The sequence below is a fragment of the Pseudomonas sp. MF09150 genome, from assembly GCF_059862355.1.
On record NZ_JCBCUS010000008.1, the window covers coordinates 401329 to 424007 of the forward strand.

The 22679-nt window shown below is 65.6% G+C and carries 21 protein-coding genes; 17 read left to right on the plus strand and 4 right to left on the minus strand.

Translation table 11 applies throughout. The features are described from left to right. The first annotated feature begins 9 nt into the window (after window positions 1-9). From AC19YX_RS27930 to AC19YX_RS28000, 15 genes are all read left to right on the plus strand, one after another. Window positions 10-1038: a trans-3-hydroxy-L-proline dehydratase gene (locus AC19YX_RS27930; RefSeq protein WP_500607526.1), complete on the plus strand. Its 1029-nt coding sequence runs from the start codon at window positions 10-12 to the stop codon at window positions 1036-1038. A 123-nt stretch (window positions 1039-1161) separates the two neighbouring features. Next, a complete protein-coding gene (locus AC19YX_RS27935) occupies window positions 1162-2079 on the plus strand; it encodes a dihydrodipicolinate synthase family protein (RefSeq protein ID WP_020296191.1) in 918 nt (305 codons plus the stop codon). Window positions 2080-2151: 72 nt separating this feature from the next. Beyond that, window positions 2152-3555, plus strand: a complete 1404-nt coding sequence (gene abaF / locus AC19YX_RS27940) for a fosfomycin efflux MFS transporter AbaF (RefSeq protein WP_201131738.1) — start codon at window positions 2152-2154, stop codon at window positions 3553-3555. A gap of 30 nt (window positions 3556-3585) precedes the next feature. Then, window positions 3586-5166, plus strand: coding sequence for an aldehyde dehydrogenase (NADP(+)) (locus AC19YX_RS27945; protein ID WP_500607527.1), 1581 nt, complete (start codon window positions 3586-3588; stop codon window positions 5164-5166). 470 nt (window positions 5167-5636) lie between these two features. Beyond that, window positions 5637-5954, plus strand: a complete 318-nt coding sequence (locus AC19YX_RS27950; RefSeq protein ID WP_201131739.1) for a YXWGXW repeat-containing protein — start codon at window positions 5637-5639, stop codon at window positions 5952-5954. A 75-nt stretch (window positions 5955-6029) separates the two neighbouring features. Continuing rightward, window positions 6030-6611 (plus strand): RNA polymerase sigma factor, encoded by a 582-nt coding sequence (locus AC19YX_RS27955; protein ID WP_500607528.1) that lies wholly within the window; start codon window positions 6030-6032, stop codon window positions 6609-6611. Next, window positions 6608-7042 carry a hypothetical protein gene (locus AC19YX_RS27960; protein WP_500607529.1) on the plus strand — a complete coding sequence of 145 codons (435 nt, stop codon included), beginning with the start codon at window positions 6608-6610 and terminating at the stop codon, window positions 7040-7042. The genes AC19YX_RS27955 and AC19YX_RS27960 overlap by 4 nt, the downstream gene beginning before the upstream one ends. Then, on the plus strand, window positions 7039-7521 hold the full coding sequence (locus tag AC19YX_RS27965) for a periplasmic heavy metal sensor (protein WP_201131742.1): 483 nt from the start codon (window positions 7039-7041) through the stop codon (window positions 7519-7521). Before AC19YX_RS27960 ends, AC19YX_RS27965 begins: the two co-directional genes overlap by 4 nt. A gap of 281 nt (window positions 7522-7802) precedes the next feature. Then, on the plus strand, window positions 7803-8801 hold the full coding sequence (locus tag AC19YX_RS27970) for an EamA family transporter (RefSeq protein WP_500607530.1): 999 nt from the start codon (window positions 7803-7805) through the stop codon (window positions 8799-8801). A gap of 130 nt (window positions 8802-8931) precedes the next feature. Beyond that, window positions 8932-10104, plus strand: coding sequence for a class C beta-lactamase (gene ampC, locus AC19YX_RS27975; protein WP_078473359.1), 1173 nt, complete (start codon window positions 8932-8934; stop codon window positions 10102-10104). Window positions 10105-10445: 341 nt separating this feature from the next. Beyond that, on the plus strand, window positions 10446-11165 hold the full coding sequence (gene pcsA / locus AC19YX_RS27980) for a phosphatidylcholine synthase (RefSeq protein ID WP_078473360.1): 720 nt from the start codon (window positions 10446-10448) through the stop codon (window positions 11163-11165). A 123-nt stretch (window positions 11166-11288) separates the two neighbouring features. Further along, entirely contained in the window at window positions 11289-11798 is a 510-nt protein-coding gene (locus AC19YX_RS27985; protein WP_020296863.1) for a sigma-70 family RNA polymerase sigma factor, read from the plus strand. A 3-nt stretch (window positions 11799-11801) separates the two neighbouring features. Next, entirely contained in the window at window positions 11802-12755 is a 954-nt protein-coding gene (locus AC19YX_RS27990; RefSeq protein WP_500607531.1) for a FecR domain-containing protein, read from the plus strand. Window positions 12756-13031: 276 nt separating this feature from the next. Then, window positions 13032-15410 (plus strand): TonB-dependent siderophore receptor, encoded by a 2379-nt coding sequence (locus AC19YX_RS27995; protein WP_500607546.1) that lies wholly within the window; start codon window positions 13032-13034, stop codon window positions 15408-15410. A gap of 265 nt (window positions 15411-15675) precedes the next feature. Then, entirely contained in the window at window positions 15676-16068 is a 393-nt protein-coding gene (locus tag AC19YX_RS28000) for a VOC family protein (RefSeq protein ID WP_078473363.1), read from the plus strand. A 10-nt stretch (window positions 16069-16078) separates the two neighbouring features. Here the strand turns inward: AC19YX_RS28000 and AC19YX_RS28005 are convergent, their stop codons facing one another. Genes AC19YX_RS28005 through AC19YX_RS28015 form a run of 3 tightly spaced genes read right to left on the minus strand, consistent with a single transcriptional unit; the run spans window position 16079 to window position 18753 of the window. Beyond that, window positions 16079-16819, minus strand: a complete 741-nt coding sequence (locus AC19YX_RS28005; protein ID WP_500607532.1) for a hypothetical protein — start codon at window positions 16817-16819, stop codon at window positions 16079-16081. Window positions 16820-16828: 9 nt separating this feature from the next. Continuing rightward, complete coding sequence (locus AC19YX_RS28010) at window positions 16829-17200, minus strand: DUF1801 domain-containing protein (protein ID WP_201131747.1); 372 nt, start codon at window positions 17198-17200, stop codon at window positions 16829-16831. Then, entirely contained in the window at window positions 17197-18753 is a 1557-nt protein-coding gene (locus AC19YX_RS28015; protein WP_500607533.1) for a hypothetical protein, read from the minus strand. Before AC19YX_RS28015 ends, AC19YX_RS28010 begins: the two co-directional genes overlap by 4 nt. Window positions 18754-18932: 179 nt before the next feature. Between AC19YX_RS28015 and AC19YX_RS28020 the strand changes: the two genes are divergently transcribed. Continuing rightward, window positions 18933-19331 (plus strand): DUF8617 domain-containing protein, encoded by a 399-nt coding sequence (locus tag AC19YX_RS28020; protein ID WP_078473367.1) that lies wholly within the window; start codon window positions 18933-18935, stop codon window positions 19329-19331. Next, on the plus strand, window positions 19328-19948 hold the full coding sequence (locus AC19YX_RS28025; protein ID WP_500607534.1) for a LysE family translocator: 621 nt from the start codon (window positions 19328-19330) through the stop codon (window positions 19946-19948). The genes AC19YX_RS28020 and AC19YX_RS28025 overlap by 4 nt, the downstream gene beginning before the upstream one ends. Window positions 19949-19972: 24 nt before the next feature. Here the strand turns inward: AC19YX_RS28025 and AC19YX_RS28030 are convergent, their stop codons facing one another. Beyond that, window positions 19973-22429: a hybrid sensor histidine kinase/response regulator gene (locus AC19YX_RS28030; protein ID WP_500607535.1), complete on the minus strand. Its 2457-nt coding sequence runs from the start codon at window positions 22427-22429 to the stop codon at window positions 19973-19975. Window positions 22430-22679 lie beyond the last annotated feature (250 nt).

Genomic DNA, 22679 nt, shown 5'->3' on the forward strand with positions numbered 1-22679 from the left:
GAGCAGGCAATGCGTTCATCGAAAGTCATTCATGTGGTCAGCTGCCACGCCGAAGGCGAAGTCGGCGATGTGATCGTCGGCGGCGTCGCACCGCCCCCGGGGGCCACGGTGTGGGAGCAATCGCGCTGGATCGCCCAGGACCAGACCCTGCGCAACTTCGTGCTCAACGAACCGCGCGGCGGGGTGTTCCGCCACGTCAATCTGCTGGTACCGGCCAAGGACCCACGGGCGCAGATGGGCTGGATCATCATGGAGCCGGCCGACACTCCGCCGATGTCCGGCTCCAACTCGCTGTGCGTGGCCACGGTGCTGCTCGACAGCGGCATCCTGCCGATGACCGAACCGCAGACGCACCTGGTGCTCGAAGCCCCCGGCGGTTTGATCGAAGTCGTGGCCGAGTGCCGCGATGGCAAGGTGCAGCGGGTGGAGGTGAAGAACGTGCCGTCATTCGCCGACCGTCTGGACGCCTGGATCGAGGTCGAGGGCCTGGGTTCGCTGCAGGTCGACACGGCCTATGGCGGCGACAGCTTTGTGATCGCCGATGCCCAGCGCCTGGGCTTTGCCATCCGCCCGGACGAGGCCCGGGAGCTGGTGGAGATCGGCTTGAAAATCACCCGCGCGGCCAACGAACAACTGGGTTTTGTGCACCCGCTGAACCCTGAGTGGTCGCATATTTCGTTCTGCCAGATCGCCGCGCCCATCGTCAATGAGAACGGCGTGGCCACCGGCGCCAACGCGGTGGTGATCCAACCCGGCAAGATCGACCGCTCCCCCACCGGCACCGGGTGTTCGGCGCGCATGGCGATGCTCCAGGCCAAGGGCTTGATGCAGGTGGGCGAGCGCTTTATCGGGCGCTCGATCCTCGGTTCCGAGTTCCATTGCCGCATCGATTCCCTGACCGAAGTGGCCGGGCACCCGGCCATTTACCCGTGCATTTCCGGGCGCGCCTGGATCACCGGCACCCATCAATTGCTGCTCGACCCCAGCGATCCGTGGCCTGAAGGCTACCGGTTGTCGGACACCTGGCCCGGCGCCTGATTTCCAACCCTTTGATTTAACGCGAGAAAGCCCGAAACCACGGGCCATTTGCAAAATACTGCTGGCCGACCTTAGGCCTTTCAAATATCGTATACGAAATACAATTAACAACCGGAGACTACTATGAGCAAGCGCATCAACTGGAGTGGCGTTTTCCCCGCGGTGACCACTCAATTCAATGACGACTTCTCCATCAACCTGGAGAAAACCCACCAGGTGATTTCCAACGTGATCCGCGACGGCGTCTCGGGCCTGGTGGTGTGTGGTTCGGTGGGCGAAAACACCTCGCTGACCGCCGAAGAAAAAATCGCCGTGACCGAAGTCGCGGTGGATGCCTCCCGCGGCCGGGTCCCGGTGATCTGCGGCGTGGCCGAATTCACCAGCGTGCAGGCGGCCAAGGTGGCCAACGCCGTGCGCAAGGTCGGGGTGGACGGGGTGATGCTGATGCCGGCCCTGGTCTACGGCTCCAAGCCATTCGAGACCGCCGAGCACTACCGCTACGTGGCCAAGAATGCCGACGTGCCACTGATGGTCTACAACAACCCGCCGATCTACAAAAACGACGTGACCCCGGACATCCTGATTTCCCTGGCCGACTGCGACAACGTGGTGTGCTTCAAGGATTCTTCCGGCGACACCCGGCGTTTTATCGACGTGCGCAATGAAGTCGGCGACCGCTTCGTGCTGTTCGCCGGCCTCGACGACGTGGTCCTGGAAAGCCTGGCGGTGGGTGCCGAGGGCTGGGTCTCGGGCATGTCCAACGTGTTCCCCAAGGAAGGCGAAACCATCTTCCGCCTGGCCAAGGCCGGCCGTTACGAAGAAGCCATGCCGATCTACGAATGGCTGATGCCGATCCTGCACCTCGATGCCCGCCCGGACCTGGTGCAGTGCATCAAACTGTGTGAAGCCATCGCCGGTCGCGGCAGCGCCCTGACCCGTCCGCCACGCCTGGCCTTGCCGCAAGCCGATCGCGAGTTCGTCGAGCGCATCATGGCCAAGGCCCTGGCCAACCGTCCGCATCTGCCGGACGTCGGTCTCTGAGTGGGTGCCGGGCCGGCCTATACGGCCCGGCCCGGCTTGCCCGTTACTGCGCCCCCCACAGGAAACGCCAGCATGTCCACTCTTCCAGCCTCCCCCGCTTCCTCGAACCACACCACTCCATCGGGCCTGAAACGGGTCGTGGCCGCCGCCATGGCCGGTACAGTCGCCGAATGGTATGAATTCTTCCTGTATGGCACCGCCTCGGCCCTGGTCTTCGGCCAGTTGTTCTTCCGCCAGACCGACAGCCCCATCGACGGCATCATCGCCGCCTTCGCCCTCTACGCCGTGGGCTTTCTTGCACGCCCCCTGGGCGGCCTGGTGTTCGGTCACTACGGTGACAAATTCGGACGCAAGCGCCTGCTGCAACTGAGTTTGGTGGTGGTCGGCATCACCACCTTCCTCATGGGCTGCCTGCCCGGTTTCGACAGTATCGGCTACGCCGCGCCAGTGTTACTGGTGCTGCTGCGGCTGATCCAGGGCTTCGCCTTTGGCGGTGAATGGGGCGGCGCGATTCTGCTGGTCTCCGAACACTGTCCGGACAACCGTCGCGGCTTCTGGGCCAGTTGGCCCCAGGCCGGGGTTCCGGCCGGCAACCTGGTGGCCACCGTGGCGCTGTTGCTGCTGTCGTCGAACCTGTCCGAAGAACAGTTCCTGTCCTGGGGCTGGCGCGTGGCGTTCTGGTTCTCGGCGGTGGTGGTGCTGATCGGCTACTGGATCCGCACCAGTGTGGATGACGCGCCAATCTTCAAGGAAACCCAGGCCCGCCAGGCCAAAAACAAGGTCCAGCAGCTGGGGGTGGTCGAAGTCCTGCGCCACCACTGGCGGTCGGTGCTGGTGGGGATTGGCGCGCGCTTTGCGGAAAACATCCTGTATTACACCGTGGTCACCTTCTCCATCACCTACCTCAAGCTGGTGGTGCACAAGGACACCACCGAGATCCTGCTGCTGATGTTCGGCGCGCACCTGCTGCACTTTTTCATGATCCCGCTGATGGGCTACCTGTCGGATCTGGTGGGGCGCAAACCGGTGTACCTGACCGGTGCCGTGCTCACCGCGTTCTGGGGCTTTGTCGGCTTTCCGATGATGGACACCGGCAACAACTGGCTGATCATGGCCGCCATCACCCTGGGCCTGGCCATCGAGTCCATGACCTATGCGCCCTACTCGGCGCTGATGGCCGAGCTGTTCCCGACCCACGTGCGCTACACCGCGTTGTCGCTGTGCTACCAGGTGGCGCCGATCTTCGCCGGCTCCCTGGCGCCGCTGATCGCCATCACCCTGCTGAACAAGTACCACAGCTCCACACCCATCGCCTGGTACCTGGTGGGCGCCGCGCTGATCTCCATCGTCGCCGTCGGCCTGACCCGCGAGACCCGGGGCAAGTCGCTGCATCAGGTGGATGCCGAAGCGGCCGTGCGGGTTGCCGCACACGATGCTGCGCAAACCGCCCCGGGCCGGGGTAATTCGCTGGCCTGAGCCATGAACCCACCACTCAAGGAGCCTTGCATGACCCAGATCATCGGCCACAACTACATCGGCGGCGCCCGCAGCGCCGCCGGCAACCGCACCCTGCACAGCCATGACGCCAGCAGTGGCGAAGCCCTGCCCTACCGCTTTACCCAGGCCACCGAGGCCGAAGTCGATGCCGCAGCCCGCGCCGCAGCAGCGGCCTACCCGGCATTTCGCAGCCTGGCGGCCAGCCGCCGAGCGCAATTTCTGGACGCCATCGCCGAGCAACTGGATGCCCTGGGCGATGATTTCGTGGCCCTGGTGGGTCGCGAAACCGCGCTGCCGGCCGGGCGGATCCAGGGCGAGCGCGGGCGCACCAGCGGCCAGATGCGGCTGTTTGCCGAAGTGCTGCGCCGGGGTGATTTTTACGCCGCGCGGATCGACCGCGCCCTGCCCGAACGCCAGCCGCTGCCCCGGGTCGACCTGCGCCAATGCCGCATGGGCGTCGGCCCAGTGGCGGTGTTTGGCGCCAGCAACTTCCCCCTCGCTTTCTCCACCGCCGGCGGCGATACCGCTGCCGCGCTCGCCGCGGGCTGCCCGGTGGTGTTCAAGGCCCACAGCGGCCATATGGCCACGGCCGAGTGGGTGGCCGATGCGATCCTGCGCGCCGCCGAACAGACCGGCATGCCGCCGGGGGCATTCAACATGATCTATGGCGCCGGGGTCGGCGAGGCCCTGGTCAAGCACCCGGCGATCCAGGCCGTGGGCTTTACCGGTTCGCTCAAGGGTGGAAGGGCCCTGTGCGACATGGCCGCCGCCCGGCCGCAGCCGATCCCGGTGTTTGCCGAGATGAGCAGCATCAACCCGGTACTGGTACTGCCGGAAGCGTTGCGGGTGCGCGGTGAGAAAATCGCCGCCGAACTGACGGCTTCAGTGGTCCAGGGCTGTGGTCAGTTCTGTACCAACCCGGGGTTGGTGCTGGGCCTGCGCAGCGCGCAGTTCAGCGCATTCAGCGAACGCCTCGCGGCGCTGCTGGGGGAACAGCCGGCGCAGACCATGCTCAACGCCGGAACCCTGGCCAGTTACGCCAAAGGCGTGGCAGCGCTGCATGAGCATCCGCGCATCCAGCACTTGTCCGGGCGTGAGCAACAGGGGCCACAGGCGCAGCCGCAGTTGTTCAAGGCCGATGTCAGCCTGTTGCTGGAGGGTGACCCGTTGTTGCAGGAAGAGGTGTTCGGCCCGGCCACGGTGCTGGTGGAAGTGGCGGACATGGCGCAACTGCAACAGGCCTTGCAGGCCCTGCACGGGCAACTGACGGCGACCCTGATTGGCGAGGCCGATGAGTTGCAGGGCCATGGCGAGCTGCTGGCGCTGCTGGAACAGAAGGTCGGCCGGGTGCTGTTCAACGGCTACCCGACCGGGGTCGAAGTCTGTGATGCGATGGTCCATGGCGGCCCTTACCCGGCCACCTCGGATGCCCGCGGAACCTCGGTCGGCAGCCTGGCCATCGAGCGCTTCCTGCGCCCGGTGTGCTACCAGAACTGCCCCGACGCCCTGCTCCCCGAAGCCCTGCAAAACGCCAACCCCTTGCACCTCAACCGCCTGATCGACGGCCAAAACAGCCGCAGCGCCGTGTAACCGCAGCCTGGCGGCAGCGGCTACAGCGTTCGGCTTCCGCCTGTAGCCTCTGCCGCCAGGCTCGGCTACAGGTGCTGTTCCTTCTCTCAACGGTGGTAGCCATACCCATAACGCCAGCAGCATGGATGAGGGTGGCCGTAGAAGACGCAGCCGTTGAGGGTCAACAGCACCGCGACACAGGCGAGCAATTTAAGACAGCGGGACATGGAAAATTCCTCATGGGTTCAATGGCGGTAGCCGTGCAGCAAGCCAGGAACGGCAACAACGCTCTCTGCCCTGGTAACCCTTGAACGGGGGCAGTGCCCGGGATCCGTCGGCCACTGCCGAGATTTTTCCTGCCGCCGAGGGCCCGCCATGCAATGGGCGGCTTGGTGAAAAAAAACAGCGTGGCTCGCGACGGATCTTTTCCCTATCTATCGTTCAACCCATCAGCTGCGTTCATTGGCGAACGCAGGCCTGAAGGAGTTGCCATGAAGCTTGCCCGCCCCCTGCTTGCGTTACGCCATGCCTTGCTGATTCCGCTGGCACTCATGGCCCTGGCGAGTGCCCCGTCCTATGCCCAGACCGAGGTCATCATTCGCCAGGCGCCGCCGCCCATGCAGTACGAGCGCATGCCCGGGCCACGCCCCGGCTACGCCTGGGATCGCGGGCATTGGCGCTGGAGCGGTCGCGGTTATGTCTGGGCTCCCGGCTATTGGCAGCCGATGCGCGGCGCGCGCTGGATACCCGGCCACTGGCAGGCCCGCGGGCCGAACTGGTACTGGAAAGAAGGCCATTGGGTGCGCTGAGCCTGTGACCGGCGCCTGGCCCCCGTGCCCGGCGCCAGCCCCTGCTACCCGGCCAACGCACCGAGAACCGCCGATTTGAACGAACCTGATCCGGACATCGAGTTGTTGACCCGCATCGGCAACAACGAACCCCAGGCTGTCGATGAAATGGTGTCGCGCAAGCTGCCGCGCCTGCTGGCCCTGGCCGGGCGCCTGCTGGGTGACGCCGATGAAGCCCGGGACGTGGCCCAGGAAAGCTTTCTACGGATCTGGAAACACGCTGCCAGCTGGCGCGCCGGCCAGGCACGTTTCGACACCTGGCTGCACCGGGTGGCCTTGAACCTGTGCTACGACCACCTGCGGCGGCGTAAGGAGCGGCCCTGGGCCGACGCCGACGAACTGCTCGAAGTGATCGACCCGGCGCCGCGCCCCGAGGAGCAACTGGAGGCCAGCGCCCGCAGCGCGCAAATGGAAGCGGCCCTGGCTGCGCTGCCCGAGCGCCAGCGCGAAGCCATCGTGCTGCAGTACTACCAGGAGCTTTCGAACATCGAGGCCGCGGCGCTGATGAACATCAGCGTCGATGCCCTGGAAAGCCTGCTCTCGCGGGCCCGGCGCAACCTGCGCAGCTACCTTGCCGAACCATCCGGTACTGCCGACCTAGGAAGGGGAAAACCATGACGCCCGAACGCTTTGGTCACTTAGCCGACGCCTACGGTGCCGACTTGCGACGCTGGCCCGTCGCCGAACAAGCCGCAGCCCAGGCCCTGCTTGCCAGCGGCGTAGGCCCGGTGCAGGACGCCTTGCGCCAGGCCCGCGAGCTCGACCAGTGGCTCGACAGCCATCAACTGGCGCCCTCCCCTGCGGGCCTGGCCCACCAGATCGCGGCCAGTGCGCCCTGGCCTCGACCGCGCTCGTTCTGGCAGCGCTATGCAGGCTGGCTGTCGCCGGCGGGATTTGTCGGGGTCGGCCTGGCGGGGATCGGCGCCGGGATGCTGGTGGTGTCCCTGAGCCTGCCATTGCACAGCTCGCCCGAAGCCCTGCCGAGCATCTTCGAACAGAGCGATGCCGAGATCATTCTGAGTACCCCAGCCGAGGAGATCGAACAGTGACCCAGCCCAACAAGCCCCTGAAAACCCTGCTGGTGGTGTCGCTGCTGCTCAACGTATTCCTGGTGGGCGGCCTGGCCGGTGGCCTCTACCAATGGCTGGGGCACAACCGGGCGCAACCCCTGGCCGTGGCGGAGCCCCAGCACGGCCTGCGCAAGGCCCTGGTGCAACTGCCGGATGTCAGCCGCCAGCAACTGCGCCAATTGCTGCGCCAGACCCGCATCGACAGCCAACCGTTGCTCCTGGCCGGGCGCCAGGCGCGGCTGGATGTGGTCGAGCGCCTGCAGCAACCGACCCTCGACCGCAATGCCCTGGACGCCGACCTGGGGCGCGCCCGGGAAGCCGACAGCGCGCTGCGGGCCCGGGTCGAAACCGCCCTCGCCGACTTTGCCGGCAGCCTCAGCCTGGAAGACCGGCAGAAGCTCGCCGACTCGCTGTACGTGCGCGGCCAGGGCAAGGCTCGTCCAGGCAACAAGCACTAAGGCACCGGCGTTTGATCCAGGCCCGACCGTTTATGGGGTCGCCGTGGTCGAGAGTCAGTCATACGACCTCATGACTGATTTGCACGACAGCGGTCGCCCGAGACGTTCTCCCGAACACCTCCTTACTCCCCCCGTACTGCAATCCCATGGCGACTGCAGGGTTGTCTCCCCTGGACGATTGCGGTACAAAGCCCAAGCCAAGTTGTACGACAACATAATAAAAAACCCACTCCGTCCGGCTTCAGCCCTGACCCGGCTCCCCGCGTTCGAGACTCACTGCCATGTCCCTGCCCACTGCCTCTCCTGCTGCTCCCGTCGCCTTTTCCCGTCCACTCGCGGTGCTGATCCTGCTGTGCATGGGCTGTGCCTTCGCCGGCAACCATGTGGCAGCGCGGGTCGCCTTCGACGATGGGGCCGGGGTGCTGCTGGCGATTCTGCTGCGCTCGGGCGGGACCTTGCTGGTGCTGGCCGGCCTGGTGCTGTGGCAGCGCCAGAGCATTCGCCTGGCCCCAGGCGCCTGGCGCTGGCAATTGCTGCTGGGGCTGCTGATCGCGGCCCAGAGCCTGTGCCTGTATTCGGCGGTGGCACGGGTGCCGGTGGCCCTGGCGCTGCTGGTGGCCAACGTCTTCCCGATCCTGCTGGCGCTGCTCACCTGGGCCCTCGGCGGCCCGCGCCCTACCGCGCGCACGGCGGCGCTGATGGCGATGATCCTGGTGGGGCTGGTGCTGGTGCTCGACGTGCCGGGGCGCCTGGCGGCCAGCACCGAGGTCGGCCCGCAATGGCTGCTGGGGGTGGGCCTGGCGTTCTGCGCCGCCAGCGTCTTTGCCTGCGCGCTGTGGATCACCGATCACCGGCTGTCCCAGGTGCGCGGCTCGGTGCGCAGCCTGCTGACGATCCTGGTGGTGTTCAGCAGCGTCAACCTGGCCGGCCTCAGCGGCGCCCTGCCCGGCGGCCTCGACCTGCCGCAAAGCAGCACCGGCTGGCTGGCACTGGCGACCCTGGTGGTGCTGTATGGCACCGGTTTTATCGTGCTGTTCATGTCGGTGCCGCGCCTGGACATGCCGCGCAATGCCCCGGTGATGAACATCGAACCCCTGGCCACCTTGCTGATGGGCTGGCTGGTGCTGGACCAGATGCTCAATGCCGGGCAGATCCTGGGCGGCGCCATCGTGGTCGGCGGCATTGTGCTGCTGACCTGGCGCAAGGCCCAGCCGGCCCCCGCCGTTGCCCCTCAGCCACGCGCCGGTGCGGTGTGCAACGAGGTGGCGCAGGGCGACTGACGGCCACGGAGCATGGCGGCTGCAGGGTGTTGCCCAGGGACGGTGCAGGTTATGCTCGTCGCCCGACCCGCCACAGGGGCCTGGCGCGCATTGCGGTCACCCCCTCGAACATCACGGAAAAACAGCAATCATGGGCGAAAAAACCCGAATCACCCTGGCCGCCCTCGGCACCTGCGTCGCCCTGCTGGGCACTGGCCACTGCCTGGCCGCCGCCCCCGACGCGCATCAGCTCAAGGCCTTGGTCGATGCCACGATCAAACCGGTGATGCAGGCCCAGGACATCCCTGGCATGGCAGTCGCCATCAGCATCGACGGCCAGGCCCACTACTTCAATTACGGCGTGGCCTCCAGGGAGAACCGGCAGGCGGTGAGCAACAGCACCCTGTTCGAGATCGGCTCCCTGAGCAAGACCTTCACCGCAACACTCGGCGCCTACGCCCAGGCCACTGGCAAACTGACCCTGAGCGACGCCGCCAGCCAGTACCTGCCGGCGTTGCGCGGCAGCGCGCTGGAGCACATCAGTCTGTTGCAACTGGCGACCTACAGTGCCGGCGGCCTGCCGTTGCAGTTCCCGGACGACGTCAAAAGCGCCGAGCAGACCCTGGACTACTACAACACCTGGAAACCGACCTATCCCCCCGGCAGCCAGCGCCTGTATTCCAACCCGAGCATCGGCCTGTTCGGCTACCTGGCGGCACGCAGCCTGGGCCAGCCGTTCGAGACCCTGATGAGCAATACCCTGCTGCCCAAGCTCGGGCTCAAGCACAGCTACCTCCAGGTTCCGCAGGACCAGCAGCACCTGTACGCCCAGGGCTACACCCAGGCCAACCAGCCGATCCGGGTCGGCGCCGGCCCGCTGGACGCCGAAGCCTACGGCATGAAGACCAGCTCCAGCGATCTGCTGAGCTTCGTCCAGAGCAACCTGCAACCCGAACCCCTGGAACCGGCGTTGCAGCAGGCGATCGCCCTCACCCACAGCGGCTACTACCGGGTCGCTGACATGACCCAGGGCCTGGGCTGGGAGATGTACGCCTACCCGATCAGCGAGCAGAAGCTGGTGGAAGGCAATTCATCAGCGATGGCCCTGCAACCCCACGCCGTCAAATGGTTGAACCCGGTGCAAGCACCCCAGGCACAGATGCTGCTCAACAAGACCGGTTCCACCAACGGTTTCGGGGCCTACGCGGCCTTCGTTCCCGGGCAGCACATCGGCATCGTGATGCTGGCCAATAAAAACTACCCCAACGCCGAACGGGTCAAGGCTGCGCGCACCATTCTTCAAGCGTTGCAGGCCAAACCCTAGGCCACCACTAAGTCCTGTAGCCGCTGCCGAGGCACAAGGCTGCGCTGGCCGGCATGGGCGCCGTGTTTTATCGGATGTACCGGGCGTCGGTGAGGGCCAGCGTCCGAACGCGGCCCTAGCCTTCGGCAGCGGCTACGGAGATTCGGGCAGGCCCTCGCCACGAGGGAACGGGATGCGCGGCTTTGGCCTATCAAAAGTCGTTCACCGCGCACGGCGATTTCTCACTAAACTGCGCTGAACCTTATCGTCCAATGTCCGGTCGATAGTTGCACCCTGGCCTGGGCCGTGGCGACCTTGTCGACGAGGATCGTTGGCCTGCACTACTTCCTGGAGAACCTCCCGTGATATCGACTCTACACATCGCCAGGCTCAAAGCATGGGGCGCCCATGGGTTCACCGCGACCGGCGTGGTAACGGCCTTTCTCGCCACCCTCGCGCTGTTCGACAACCAGCCCAAAGCCTGCCTGATCTGGCTGGGCGTGGCGCTGCTGGTGGACGGGGTCGACGGCTCGCTGGCGCGCAAGGTCAACACCCAGTCGGTGCTGCCCAATATCGACGGTTCGGTACTGGACCTGGTGATCGACTACCTGACCTATGTGTTTATCCCCGCGCTGTTTATCTACCGCTACATCGCCCTGCCCGACTACACGCCGCTGCTGGCCACCTCGCTGATCCTGGTGTCGTCACTGTTCTGCTTCTGCAACGTCAACATGAAAAGCAAGGACAACTACTTCCAGGGCTTTCCCGCCGCCTGGAACGTGGTCGCGCTGTGCCTGTACATCATCGCCCCACCGGCCTGGCTGACGCTGCTGAGCATCATCGGCCTGGCCCTGCTGACGTTGTCGCGAATGAAGTTCCTGCACCCGTTCCGCGTGCGGCGCTTTATGCCGATCAATATCGCCGTGACCTTTATCTGGCTGTTGTGCAGCCTGCTGCTGGTACTGCGCCACCCGGATGAAAGCCCGGCGGTGATGGTGGTGTGGCTGGCGATGTCGGCGTACTTCCTGGGTATTTGCCTGTGGCGCAGCTCGGTGGAATGGCTGGACCGCTCCCGTAGCTAAACCTTCCCGCCTCCCCCTGGCGCTCGCTGCAATCGTGCAGCGGGCGCGGTTGAATCTTGCCAAACCATTGCACCTGCAAGAAAATGAGATGCATTATCAAATGCCTCCGCAATGGTCCCGCCCATGTCGCCCCCCGATCTCTCGCAGCAACACGCCGTGCACACGCTTTACCAGGAGCACCATTCATGGCTGTGCGGCTGGCTGCGCAAGAAGCTTGGCTGCGTGGAGAACGCCGCCGACCTGGCCCAGGACACGTTCGTGCGCGTCATGACCCAGCGCAAGGCGCCGGAGTTGCGCGAGCCGCGGGCCTACCTGAGCACCGTCGCACGCAGCCTGATGATCGACATGTTCCGCCGCCGAGGCCTGGAGCAGGCCTACCTCGAAGCGTTGATGGCGCTGCCCGAGCCGGTGGATATCTCGCCGGAAACCCGGGCCTTGATCATCGAGACCCTGGTGCGCATCGACACCCTGCTCGACGGCCTGGGCGGGCGCACCCGAGAGATCTTCCTGCTGGCCCAGCTCGACGGCCTGAGCTATGTGGAGATCGGCCGCCGCCTGCAGGTTTCGGTCAACACCGTGAAAAAACACGCGGTCCGCGCCCTGACCCACTGCCTGCTGGCACTGGAGGACTGAGCCATGGCGCAGCCGCAAGCACTCGACTACGCCACCCTGGAAGCCGCCGCCCGCTGGTACGTCGACCTGCGCTGTGAAGCCCGCAGCGAGGCCCTGCACGAAGCCCACCGGCGCTGGCTGGAACATGACCCGCGCCACGTGCTGGCCTGGGAGCGCATGGGCCGTTTGCAGGCCACCTTCGACCAGGCACCCGCGGGCCTGGCGCGCCCGGCCCTGAACGGTGCCCGGGCCAAACGCCGCGAAGTGCTCAAGCTGCTGTCGCTGCTGCTGGCCAGCGGCTGCGTGGGCACTCTGGCCTGGCGCACCACGCCCCTGCCGACCCTGGTGGCCGACCAGCGCACCGCCACCGGCGAGCGCCGACGGGTACGCCTGGACGATGGCAGCCAACTGCAACTGAACACCGCCACCGCACTGAATATCCGCTACAGCGCCAACCTGCGGGAACTGCAGTTGCTCAGCGGGGAAATCCTCATCGAGACCGCCCGCGACGCACTGGCGCGGCCGTTTGTGGTGCACACCGCCCAGGGCAGCGTGCGCGCCCTGGGCACGCGTTTTATCGTGCGCAGCGAGGCCGGGACCAGCTCGGTGAGCGTGCAGCAGCATGCAGTGGAGGTACGCCCCGCCGACCTGCCGGGCGCCGTGCTGCGGGTCGAGGCCGGGCAGCAGTTGAGCTTTGCCGATGACCGCCTGGGCACGCTGCAACCGGCGGCGCCCTATGCCGATGCCTGGACCCGCGACATGCTGCTGGTCAGCGACCGCAGCCTCGGCGAATTCATTGCCGAACTGCAACGCTACCGCCCGGGCCACCTGGGCTGCGACCCGGCCGTGGCGGCACTGCGGATTTCCGGGACCTTCCAGTTGCGCGATCTCGACACCGTGCTCGATAACCTGACCACCACCCTGCCAGTGCGCATCAGTCGCTTCAGCCGCTACTGGACCCAGGTCGAACCGGCCTGAAGCGGCCCGTCTACCGCGCCCCTCTACCCCCGGACAAAAAAGCCGAAAGTTTTTTCGGCTCAGGGGTTGTTGATTTTTATTCTCATGCGACTTGCTAGGTAGAGGCGCACAGACGCCGCCATCCACTGCCAATGGGCGAAAGGAAACCGCATGTCCCCTAGCAAGCCGACTCCCTCGTGTCACCCCCACCCCCACAGCCAGCGCTCTGCCCTTGATCTTCCGGCGCGCGCCCTGCGCCGCAGCCTGCTGGGCCTGGCCCTGAGCACCCCGCTGGCGATGCTGGCGCTGACCACCAGTGCCTGGGCGCAAACCACGGGCGAGTTGGAGTTCGATATTCCCGCAGGAGCCCTGGATGTGGCCCTGGCCAAGTTCGCCGCCACGGCAGGGGTGACGGTGTCCTTCGAACCGGCCTCGGCCCAGGGTCGGCAGACGGCTGGCCTGCACGGGCGCTTCGCCTCGGACGCGGCCCTGCAACAGCTGCTGGCCGGCAGCCGGTTGCAGGCGGTGCGCCAGGCCAATGGCAGCTACTCCTTGCTGCCGGTGAGCCAGGACGGCAGCCCTCTGCAACTGGACGTCACCAGTATTTCCGGCAAGGCCGCCGAATCGGCCTGGGGCCCGGTGGACGGTTATGTTGCCACCCGCAGCGCCACCGGGACCAAGACCGACACCCCGCTGCTGGAAATCCCCCAGGCCATCAACGTGGTCACCGCCGACCAGGTCCAGACCCAGGGCGCGCGCAACCTGACCCAGGCCCTGCGCTATACCCCGGGCCTGGCGGTGAACGGTTTTACCGACCGCAACAACATTGCCGACGAGATCACCAGCCGTGGTTTCGCCCCGACCCCGCTGTACCTCGACGGCGCCTACCTGCCCTACGCCGGCAGCCTCGGCGGTGCGCCGCAGATCGACCCCTATACCCTGGAACGGATCGAAGTGCTCAAGGGCCCGTCATCGGTGCTCTATGGGCAGAACCAGCCCGGCGGCCTGATCAACATGGTGTCCAAGCGCCCCACCAGCGAGCAGCGCAACCAGGTCAAGCTGGGCGTCGGCAGCTACCACCGGGTCAATGGTGCGTTCGACCTCAGCGGCCCGCTGGATGAACAGAAACAGTTTTCCTATCGCCTGGTCGGTCTGAGCAAGAAAGGCAACGACCAACTGGACCACACCAACAGCCAACGCAGCCTGCTGGCGCCGAGCCTGACCTGGAACCCCAACGACGCCACCAGCCTTACGCTGTATGCCCAGGCCCAGCGCGATGACGGCCTGGCCGACTACCAGGCGCTGCCGGCCATCGGCTCGCTGACGCGAGGGCCCAACGGCAAAAAAATCGACCGTGACCTGTTTCTCGGCGACTCCCATTACAACAACTACAAGCGCGACCAGTACGTGCTCGGCTATGACTTCAGCCACGCGTTCAGCGACGACCTGAAATACCGCCAGACCGCGCGCTATATCGACACTCGCGACGCTTACCGGGGCTTCTACCTCAGCCGTTTCGTGGTCAACGGCGGCGTCACCGACTACACCCAGGCCACCCGCACCAAACTCGACTGGCAACAGCACAACAGTGCCTACACCCTCGATAACAACCTGGAGTACCACTTCAATACCGGCCCCCTGGAACACACCACGCTGGTGGGCCTGGACTACCGCAACTTCAACCGCAAGTACACCGGCTACAACGCCTACGGTGTGCTGCCGATCAACCTCTACGGACAGAACAACAACTACAACACCGACAGTGTGACCCCAAGCCTGACCACCCAGTGGGACAACACCATCCGCCAGACCGGCCTCTACGCCCAGGACCAGATCAAGCTCGATCAGTGGATCCTCACCGTGGGTGGGCGCAAGGACTGGGCCGAAGTGGAAAACAAGGACCTGCTGGCCCACTCCATCGTCGAGCAGAAGGACCAGAAGTTCACCGGCCGCGTCGGCCTGACCTACCTCACCGACTTTGGCCTGGCGCCCTACGTCAGCTACTCGCAGTCGTTCCTGCCGACCATCGGCACCAGCGCCCCGGACCGCGGCGGCCAGCCCTTCAAGCCGACCGAGGGCGAACAGTATGAAGTCGGGGTGAAATACCAGCCGAACGACAAGACCCTGATGACCGCCTCGGTGTTCCAGATCACCCAGAAAAACGTCAAGACCGGCGACCTCGACTACCCCGAGTACGAGATCCAGGACGGCGAAGTGCGCTCGCGCGGGGTGGAGCTGGAGCTCAAGTCCAGCATCGACAACATCGACATCCTGGCCGCCGCGACCTACATCGACGCGTTCTACACCAAGACCAATTACCCCTCCGACAAGGGCAACCGCAGCGAGGCCCAGGCCCCGGTCTCGGCCACCTTGTGGGGCAACTACCACTTCACCCGGGCGTTGCTCAACGGCCTGACTGTGGGCCTGGGTGCGCGCTACACCGGGAAGAAACCCGCCGACTCGGCCAACAGCTTCACCACCCCGTCCTTCGTGGTCTACGACAGCACCATCAGCTACGACATGGGCAAGCTGACGCCAAGCCTGCGCGGCTTGCAGACCAGCCTTAACGTGCAGAACCTGTTCGACCGCGAGTACATCTCGGACTGCAACTACTCGTTTGGCTGCTACTACGGCCAGGAACGCGTGGCCTCCCTGGAAATGACCTACGACTGGTAAACCCCGGGTTTCAACGACGCGGCAAGGGTGTCAGCATGGCCCCCTTGCCTAATGCCAGTCAGTTAAGGGCAAGCACTGTCATTGTGGCGAGGGAGCTTGCTCCCGCTGGGCCGTGTAGCGGCCCCAAAAATGGGACTGCTACGCCCCGGAGCCCCCGCCGGCACCACGGGAGCAAGCTCCCTCGCCACAGGTCATGTTTCGTTCGCTCTAGCGCTTAACCGATCGGCATTAGCCCCCTTGCCGCTGTCATTTCAGGAGAAGCCCCATGCTGTCCCATGTATTTATCGGCGTGAACCAGTTCGAAAGCGCCCTGGCGTTTTATCAGCCACTGATGGCGGCGCTGGGCCTGGAAGTGAAGTTTCTCGATCACCAACACCCCTGGGCCGGCTGGAAACACCCCGAGCACGAGCGGCCACTGTTCGTTATCGGCCGGCCGTTCGACGGTGAACCGGCTGCTCCCGGCAACGGCCAGATGTTTGCCCTGCTGGCCGCCGACCGCGCCACCGTCGACCGCGCACACGCCCTGGCCCTGAGTCTCGGCGCCCACTGCGAAGGCCCGCCGGGCCTGCGCCCGCACTACCACGCCGAGTACTACGGCAGCTATTTGCGCGACCCCGAGGGCAACAAGCTGTGCCTGGTGTGCCACCACGACCGCTGAGGGTTGGCGGCTACTGTGGGAACAACTCGATATGGCCTTCGACCAGGGCCAGCAGCGCCGCGTCCAGGCTTGACCGCAGGCGCTGGTAGGTCTGCTCGCAGGCGGCGAACAGCGGGTCCTGGCTGATGTTTGATACGGGATCAGACTGCTGCTCCCGTCGCTGGCGCTGGCGCAGGTCGGCCTGTTCCAGGGCAGTCGCCAGCTCATCGAGTTGCAACCGACGCAGCTCGGCCAGCACCAGGGGCAGATGGAAGTACAGGGCACAGTCGAAGCCTTCCCACTCTTCGTAACTGAGCCATTCATGCAGGGTCATAAAGCTGCGCAAGGGCGCTGGCAACGCCTGCAACTGATCCAGGCACAACCAGTACTCGCGCTTGAGGCCATGCACCGTTTCGACGGCGCCGGCGATCAGGCCCAGGGCCCGATCCGGGTCGCGGTGATGGGTCCGCAGCATGCGCTGGGTCAGGCTGAAACGCGCTTCCTCCAGGGCCACCAGGGCCCGCGGCAACTCGTAGCCAGCCGCACGCAGGTACGCCTCGGCTTGTGCGGCAGGCAAGCCTGACTGAGCCACCAGATGTTGCACGGTCTCGGCCCGGAAGCGCTCGGCGGCCAAGGCCACATCGCCGGCACAATGTTGCAGCAGGGTCCGTGCATGGCGCACGCCCACCGGCACCGCCTGGCGCAGTTGCTGCAATGCCTGGAGTTGGGTGCTGTCCATCGCTCTGTCGGCCTCGTTATCGGATGCAGTCATGGGCCCGCCCTAGCCCGCCAGTTGCCAGGCCTGGGCCAGGAAGTCGGCCAGCCGTGAGTCCCGGGCGTCATCCAGGGTGCGCACCTTGCGATGCCGGCGAAACTTGCCGCCGCCCTCCAGCAACTGTTCCGGGTCTTGCAACAGATAGCCCTGGCTGAACTCCAGCGTCACATGCTCGCGGTAGGCATAAATGCCGCAGAACGGCTGCGCCTGGCTGAACAGGATGCCGCCGTACTTCACCGTTTCACTGGCCATCGGGCACACCTTCAGCACCTGTTCCCGCAGGCATTCCACCAGGGCCAGCAGCTCGGGCTGGGCCAGGCGCAAGTCATGCAGCAGGGCCTGCAGCGGATCCTGGGGCAAGTCGGTGTCCTTGTTCATCGAGCCCCCGGCTCCACAAAAAGCGGCGCGCCGTAGCGCTTGAACGAGCGCGTGGAAGATTCCCCGACCTGGTGCCACCAACTGAGTTCCATGGCACCCCGGGCGTCCATGCGCGTGGCGATTCTTTCGGCAATCAGCGGCTCGCCGTCGAACTGCCGGACCACCGTCAGCGGCGGGCTCCAGCTCTGCTTGTCGGCGCTGAAGCGGGTGACTTGCACCTCATCCATCGGTGCGCTGCCAGGCCGTGAGCCCGAGGCGTTCCAATACCCGATCAGGTTCCAGACCAGCATGATATTGCCCGCTGCATCGACCTCGGGCGTGGTGAAAAACGGGGTCTGCCAGCGCTGCAGAGACGCCAGGGTCAGGGGCGCGCTCCAGGCCTGGCGCGCCGACTCATAGCGGGTGACCTGGATGCCCGCTTCCGGGCTGTTCCAGAGCGTCACCGCATTGCCCGCCGGGTCCATGGCCAGGGGTGGAAAACCGTCGAGGTTGCTGCGCTCGCGCTGTGGGTCATCGAGCTGGGTCTGCTGCCATTTGTCCGTACGCGGGGTGTAGTGGGCAGAAAACAGGCCGTCGGTCTGATACCACAGCACCGCCACATCGCCACGCCGGGCGCCCGCCACTACCGGTCGGCCCACCATGTAGTCGGACGTCGCGAGCGATCGCGGGCGGCTCCATTGCTTGGCTTGCGGGTCGTAGCGCGCCACCAGCAACGATGCCTCGAACGAGCGGGAAAACAGAAACGACTTCACACTTTGCTGACGCCAGGCGAGCGTGGCGAAACCGGAATCATCCACCACCAGCCGCTGCGCATCGACGCCGTAGGAGCGACTGCCGATATCGCGATTGACCTTTTGCGGTTCGCTCCAGGTCTGCTGCCGGGCGTCATAGCGGGTACTGCGCAGCTCATGGGGGATGGGCGAACCCGGGGTCGCTGAGCCTCGGGGCTGCTGGTCCCAGGCCACGAACACATTGCCCTGGGCGTCGATGCCGGTCACCGGGCCGATGGACTTGTTGGTCGTGTCCCCCGGGTAGTTTCGATCCAGGCGCAACGGCGCGCCCCAACGCCCGCTGTCGGCCTGGTAGCGCACGCTGAGCACGGTATTGCCGATCTCGCTCTCGGGGCTCCAGACCACGGTCAGGTTGCCTTGCCCGTCGGCCACCAGCGAAGGCGCGAACACATGGAAGCGTTCGTTGCCCTGGGCCAGGATGGTCTGCTCATCGCTCAAGCGGCGGCTGCCGGCCTCATAGCGCGCGGTCTTGAGCAGAAAACGCGCACCGCTTTCAGGGAACTCGAACCAGACCACCATGACCTTGCCATCGCCACCGAGCGGCGACTGGTACTGGAACTGACGCGAATAGTCGCCGTGGCCGACCTGCTCGCTCCAGCCTTGGCCGGCTGTCTGTGCCTGCATGGACACCGGGGTCGGGCGCGGCGCGGGGGGCGACTGTTCACTGGCCTGGAGCGCCGCCGGCAAACAACAGCTCAACAGGCCCAGCAACATCGGCAGGGCGGCTCTGGCCGAGGCCCGGTAGGGTGCGATTCCTTTCACTTGAACATCCTGTCTGAGGGGGGGCACCGATAACGACCGTCATCCGCGCGCCGAGGGATTCTCCTGAAGTCGGGGGCAAGAGGCAACCCGGGACTGTCGACAGCGCAACGCTATAGACGGGCCGAGGGTGCAGCGGCGAGTATTGGCCCTTTCGCCGCACACACCTGGATTGATCCCTTATGAGCAAACTCGCCTGCTGCTGTGGACATGTGATCGTCGACCAGACCGACGACCTGCCGTACAAGGCCAGCCTGCTGCGGGACCAGGAAGAATCCATATTCCAGGAGCGTACCCAGGACAGCGTCAAGCGCTTGCTGAAGGCGGTCGGCAACAATGGACTCGACCAACTGGTCGTCGAGCAGTACGGCAACACGCCCTGGAGGCCCCGACCCGATGAGCTGTTCCAGGATCAATTCACCAGCATCCAGGTCGCCTCGATGACCAGCCTGTATGAGTGCCAGAACTGTGGCCGCCTGTGGGTCCAGCGACCGGGCAGCCAGCAGTTCGCCTCCTTCACCCCCGACAGCGGCCAGTACCTGGCCGTGTTGGCCAACCCCGTGCCCGAGACACCTGAATGAACACCGCCACGCTGCTGCTCTACACCACCAGTTGCCTGATCGGCGCACTGATTCCCGGCCCCACTTCCTTGCTGGCCATGGCCAACGGCACCTCGCGCAATGGCCGGCTGGTGGCGGTGGGCATGGCCGGCGCGGCGCTCTCGGATATCTTGATCATCGCCGCCGTCGGCCTGGGCCTGGGGGCGATGTTGATGGCTTCGCAGAACCTGTTCCTGGCCCTGAAATGGCTTGGCGTGGCGTACCTGGCCTGGCTCGGCATTCAGTTGTGGCGCAGCCAGCCCCGGGCCCTCGACCCCGCGGCCATGGCCGGCGGCAGCCGCGGCGGCGAGGTGTTCTGGCGCAGTTTTTCAGTGGCCCTGACCAACCCCAAGGTGCTGCTGTTTTTCACCGCCTTCCTGCCGCAGTTCATCGACCCCAGCCAACCGCCCCTGATGCAGTACGCGCTGCTGGCGCTGGTCTCGGCAGTGGTGGATATCCTGGTGATGGGGCTCTACGCCGCAGGCGGGGTGCAGGCGGCGAAGGTCCTCACGCAAACCGGCATGCGCCGACTCAACCGCTGCTGCGGCGCGACCATGCTTTCGCTGGCGGCGTTCCTGGCGGTCTACCGCAGGAGCTGAAAACGCCTGACGGGCCCCTGCGCCTCAGGCGTCCTGGCGCGCCCCGCCGGACTGGATCGCCACGCTCAGCGCCTGGGCCAGGGCGTCCACCGAGTAGGGTTTCTGCAAGAACACGAACTCCCGCGACCCGCCCTGGGCCAGGGCCGGGCTGTAGCCACTGGTGAGGATCACCGGCAGCCCGGGGTACAGCCGGCGAATTTCCTCGGCCAGCTCGATGCCGCTCATGCCGGGCATCAATACATCGGAAAACACCGCTTGGAACGGCGTGGTGCCCTGGGCCAGCAGCTTCAGGGCCTCGGCGGCGCTGGTGGCCCATTGCGCGCGATAGCCCAGTTCAACCAACGCCTGGGCCAGCAAGCCGCCGACCTCGGTATTGTCCTCGACCATCAGCAGGGTCGCGCCCTGGCCGTCGATCCGCTCCGGGCTGGCTGCCCTCGGTAGCGCGGCTTCCGGCGCCTGCAGCGAACGCGGCAGGTACAGGGTAAAACGCGTACCCTGCCCCGGCTGGCTGTCGACCAGCAACTCGCCACCGGACTGCTTGGCGAAACCGAACACCTGGGACAAGCCCAACCCCGTGCCCTTGCCCACTTCCTTGGTGGTGAAAAACGGCTCGAAAATACGCTCGATCTGCGCCGGGTCGATGCCCGAACCGGTGTCGGCCAAGGACACCGCGACAAACTCCCCCACCACCCCGGCATACAACCCCTTGGCCGGGGTGCAGTGCGCCCGCTCGACAGTGATCACCAGCAAGCCCTCACCCTGCATCGCGTCGCGGGCGTTGACCGCCATATTGATCAGCGCGGTATCGAACTGCCCGGCATCGGCATGAATGAAGCACGGCTCGGCGGGCAGCTCGATCCGCAGCTCGATGCAGGCCCCCAGCAACGGGTTGAGCATATCGGCCACGGCTTGCACGCTGTGACCGACGTCAAATGTGTGAGGTCGCAGGTTCTGCTGCCGGGCATAAGCCAGTAACTGCCCGGTGAGCTTGCTGGCCCGCTCGACGGTGTCGGAGATCGCCTCGATGTAGCTCAGCCGCCGCTGCTCGCTGAGGGTGCGCCGCAGCAGGTCAGTGGAAGACTTGATCACCGTCAGCAGGTTGTTGAAGTCATGGGCCACACCACCGGTGAGCTGCCCCATGGCTTCCATCTTCTGCGCCTGGCGCAGCACGTCTTCGGTCTTGCGCAAGGCTTCGGCGGCTTCGCGCTCGCCCTGGACGTCACGGCCCACGGCATGAATATGGGTGCGGTCCGGCACGGCCGACCAGGACACGCTGCGGTAGGAGCCGTCCTTGTGCCGGTAACGCCCCTCATAGCTGGAAAAACTCACCCCGCGCGCCAGCTCGGCCACCACCTGGGCCGCAGCCACCCGGTCCTCCGGGTGCAGCAGTTCGTAGGCGCTTTGCCCCAGCAACTCGGCCTCGCTCCAGCCCAACAACTGGGTCCAGGCCGGGTTGGCGGCGACAATCGTGCCGTTGAAATCGGCAACGATCATCAGGTCGGCAGACAGGCGCCAGATCCGGTCGCGCTCCTGGGTGCGCTGCTGCACCCGTTGCTCCAGGGAATCGTTGAGTTGCCGCAACTGCTCCTCGGCCTCGCGCGTGGCGCTGATGTCGCGGGAGATGCACAGGATCTTCTCCGGCCGGCCCTCGGCATCGAGCATCGGCGTGACTTGCACGTCCCACCATTTGCGAGTCCCCAACAGGGTTTCGGCCACGCCCTGGAAGCGCGCCGCGCGGCCTTCCTGGGCCGCCGCAATCGCTGACCGCGCATCGGTGTTGCCCTGGTTCTGCCAGAAATCGGGCCACGGGCAGCCCCGGATCGCATTGAAGTCACTGACCTCCATGACCCGCATCCCGCCTTCGCTCATAAAGGACAGCTTGCCGTCCAGGTCCAGGACCTTGATGCAGTCATTGCTGCTGGCCAGGACGCGGGTATTGAGTTCACGGGTCTCGCGCAGCGAGGACTCGGTCAGCCGGGCATGCTCGGCCAGCAGCACCTGATCGCTGGTTTCCACGGTGCAGCACAACAGGCCGACCACCGTGTGTTGCTGTTCGTCGTAGACCGGGCTCATGGAGAACGACCACCAGGTCTGATCTTCTCCGGGAAAGCGCTGCATGCGGATCGGCATGTCTTGCAAGCGACAGGACTGGCCGCGATAAACCTGCTCCACCAATGGCTGGACCTGAGGCCAGGCATCGGCCCACAGGGTCTCGATGGTTTGCCCCAGTGCGGTGTCCAGGCGCGGGCCGAGCACCGGTTCATAGGCGTCATTGAACAGGAACATTTTTTCCGGCCCCCAGAGCAGGTACATGCTCTCGGGCGACTCCAGCATCAAACTCAAGGTGCTGCGCAACAGGCTCGGCCACTGCTCGATAGGCCCCAGGGGCGAGGTCGACCAGTCGTGGGCACGGATCGCAGCGCCCGCCTTGCCGCCGCGAGGGACTGGGTTGCTGGGGATGGCGGGAGAAGACTCATTCATGGACGGAACACTGCAAAGAAGGAGGTATGGACGCTGTGGGCCGCTGGTGCAGCGCAGAATACCCGAGCCGTAGGGCCGACGATAGTTAATGCCGCCGCCTGATGGCCATTGGCCTCGCCATAGCGCCCGCAGCAGATTGCGTCGCGATGTTATGCAAAGGCGACCCGGGCATTGAGTGGCCCGCCCGCTTGCTATAGAACCCATTGGCGGCCCGCGCCGCGCCTGCGCTCATTTGCCCTGAAGGTTCGCC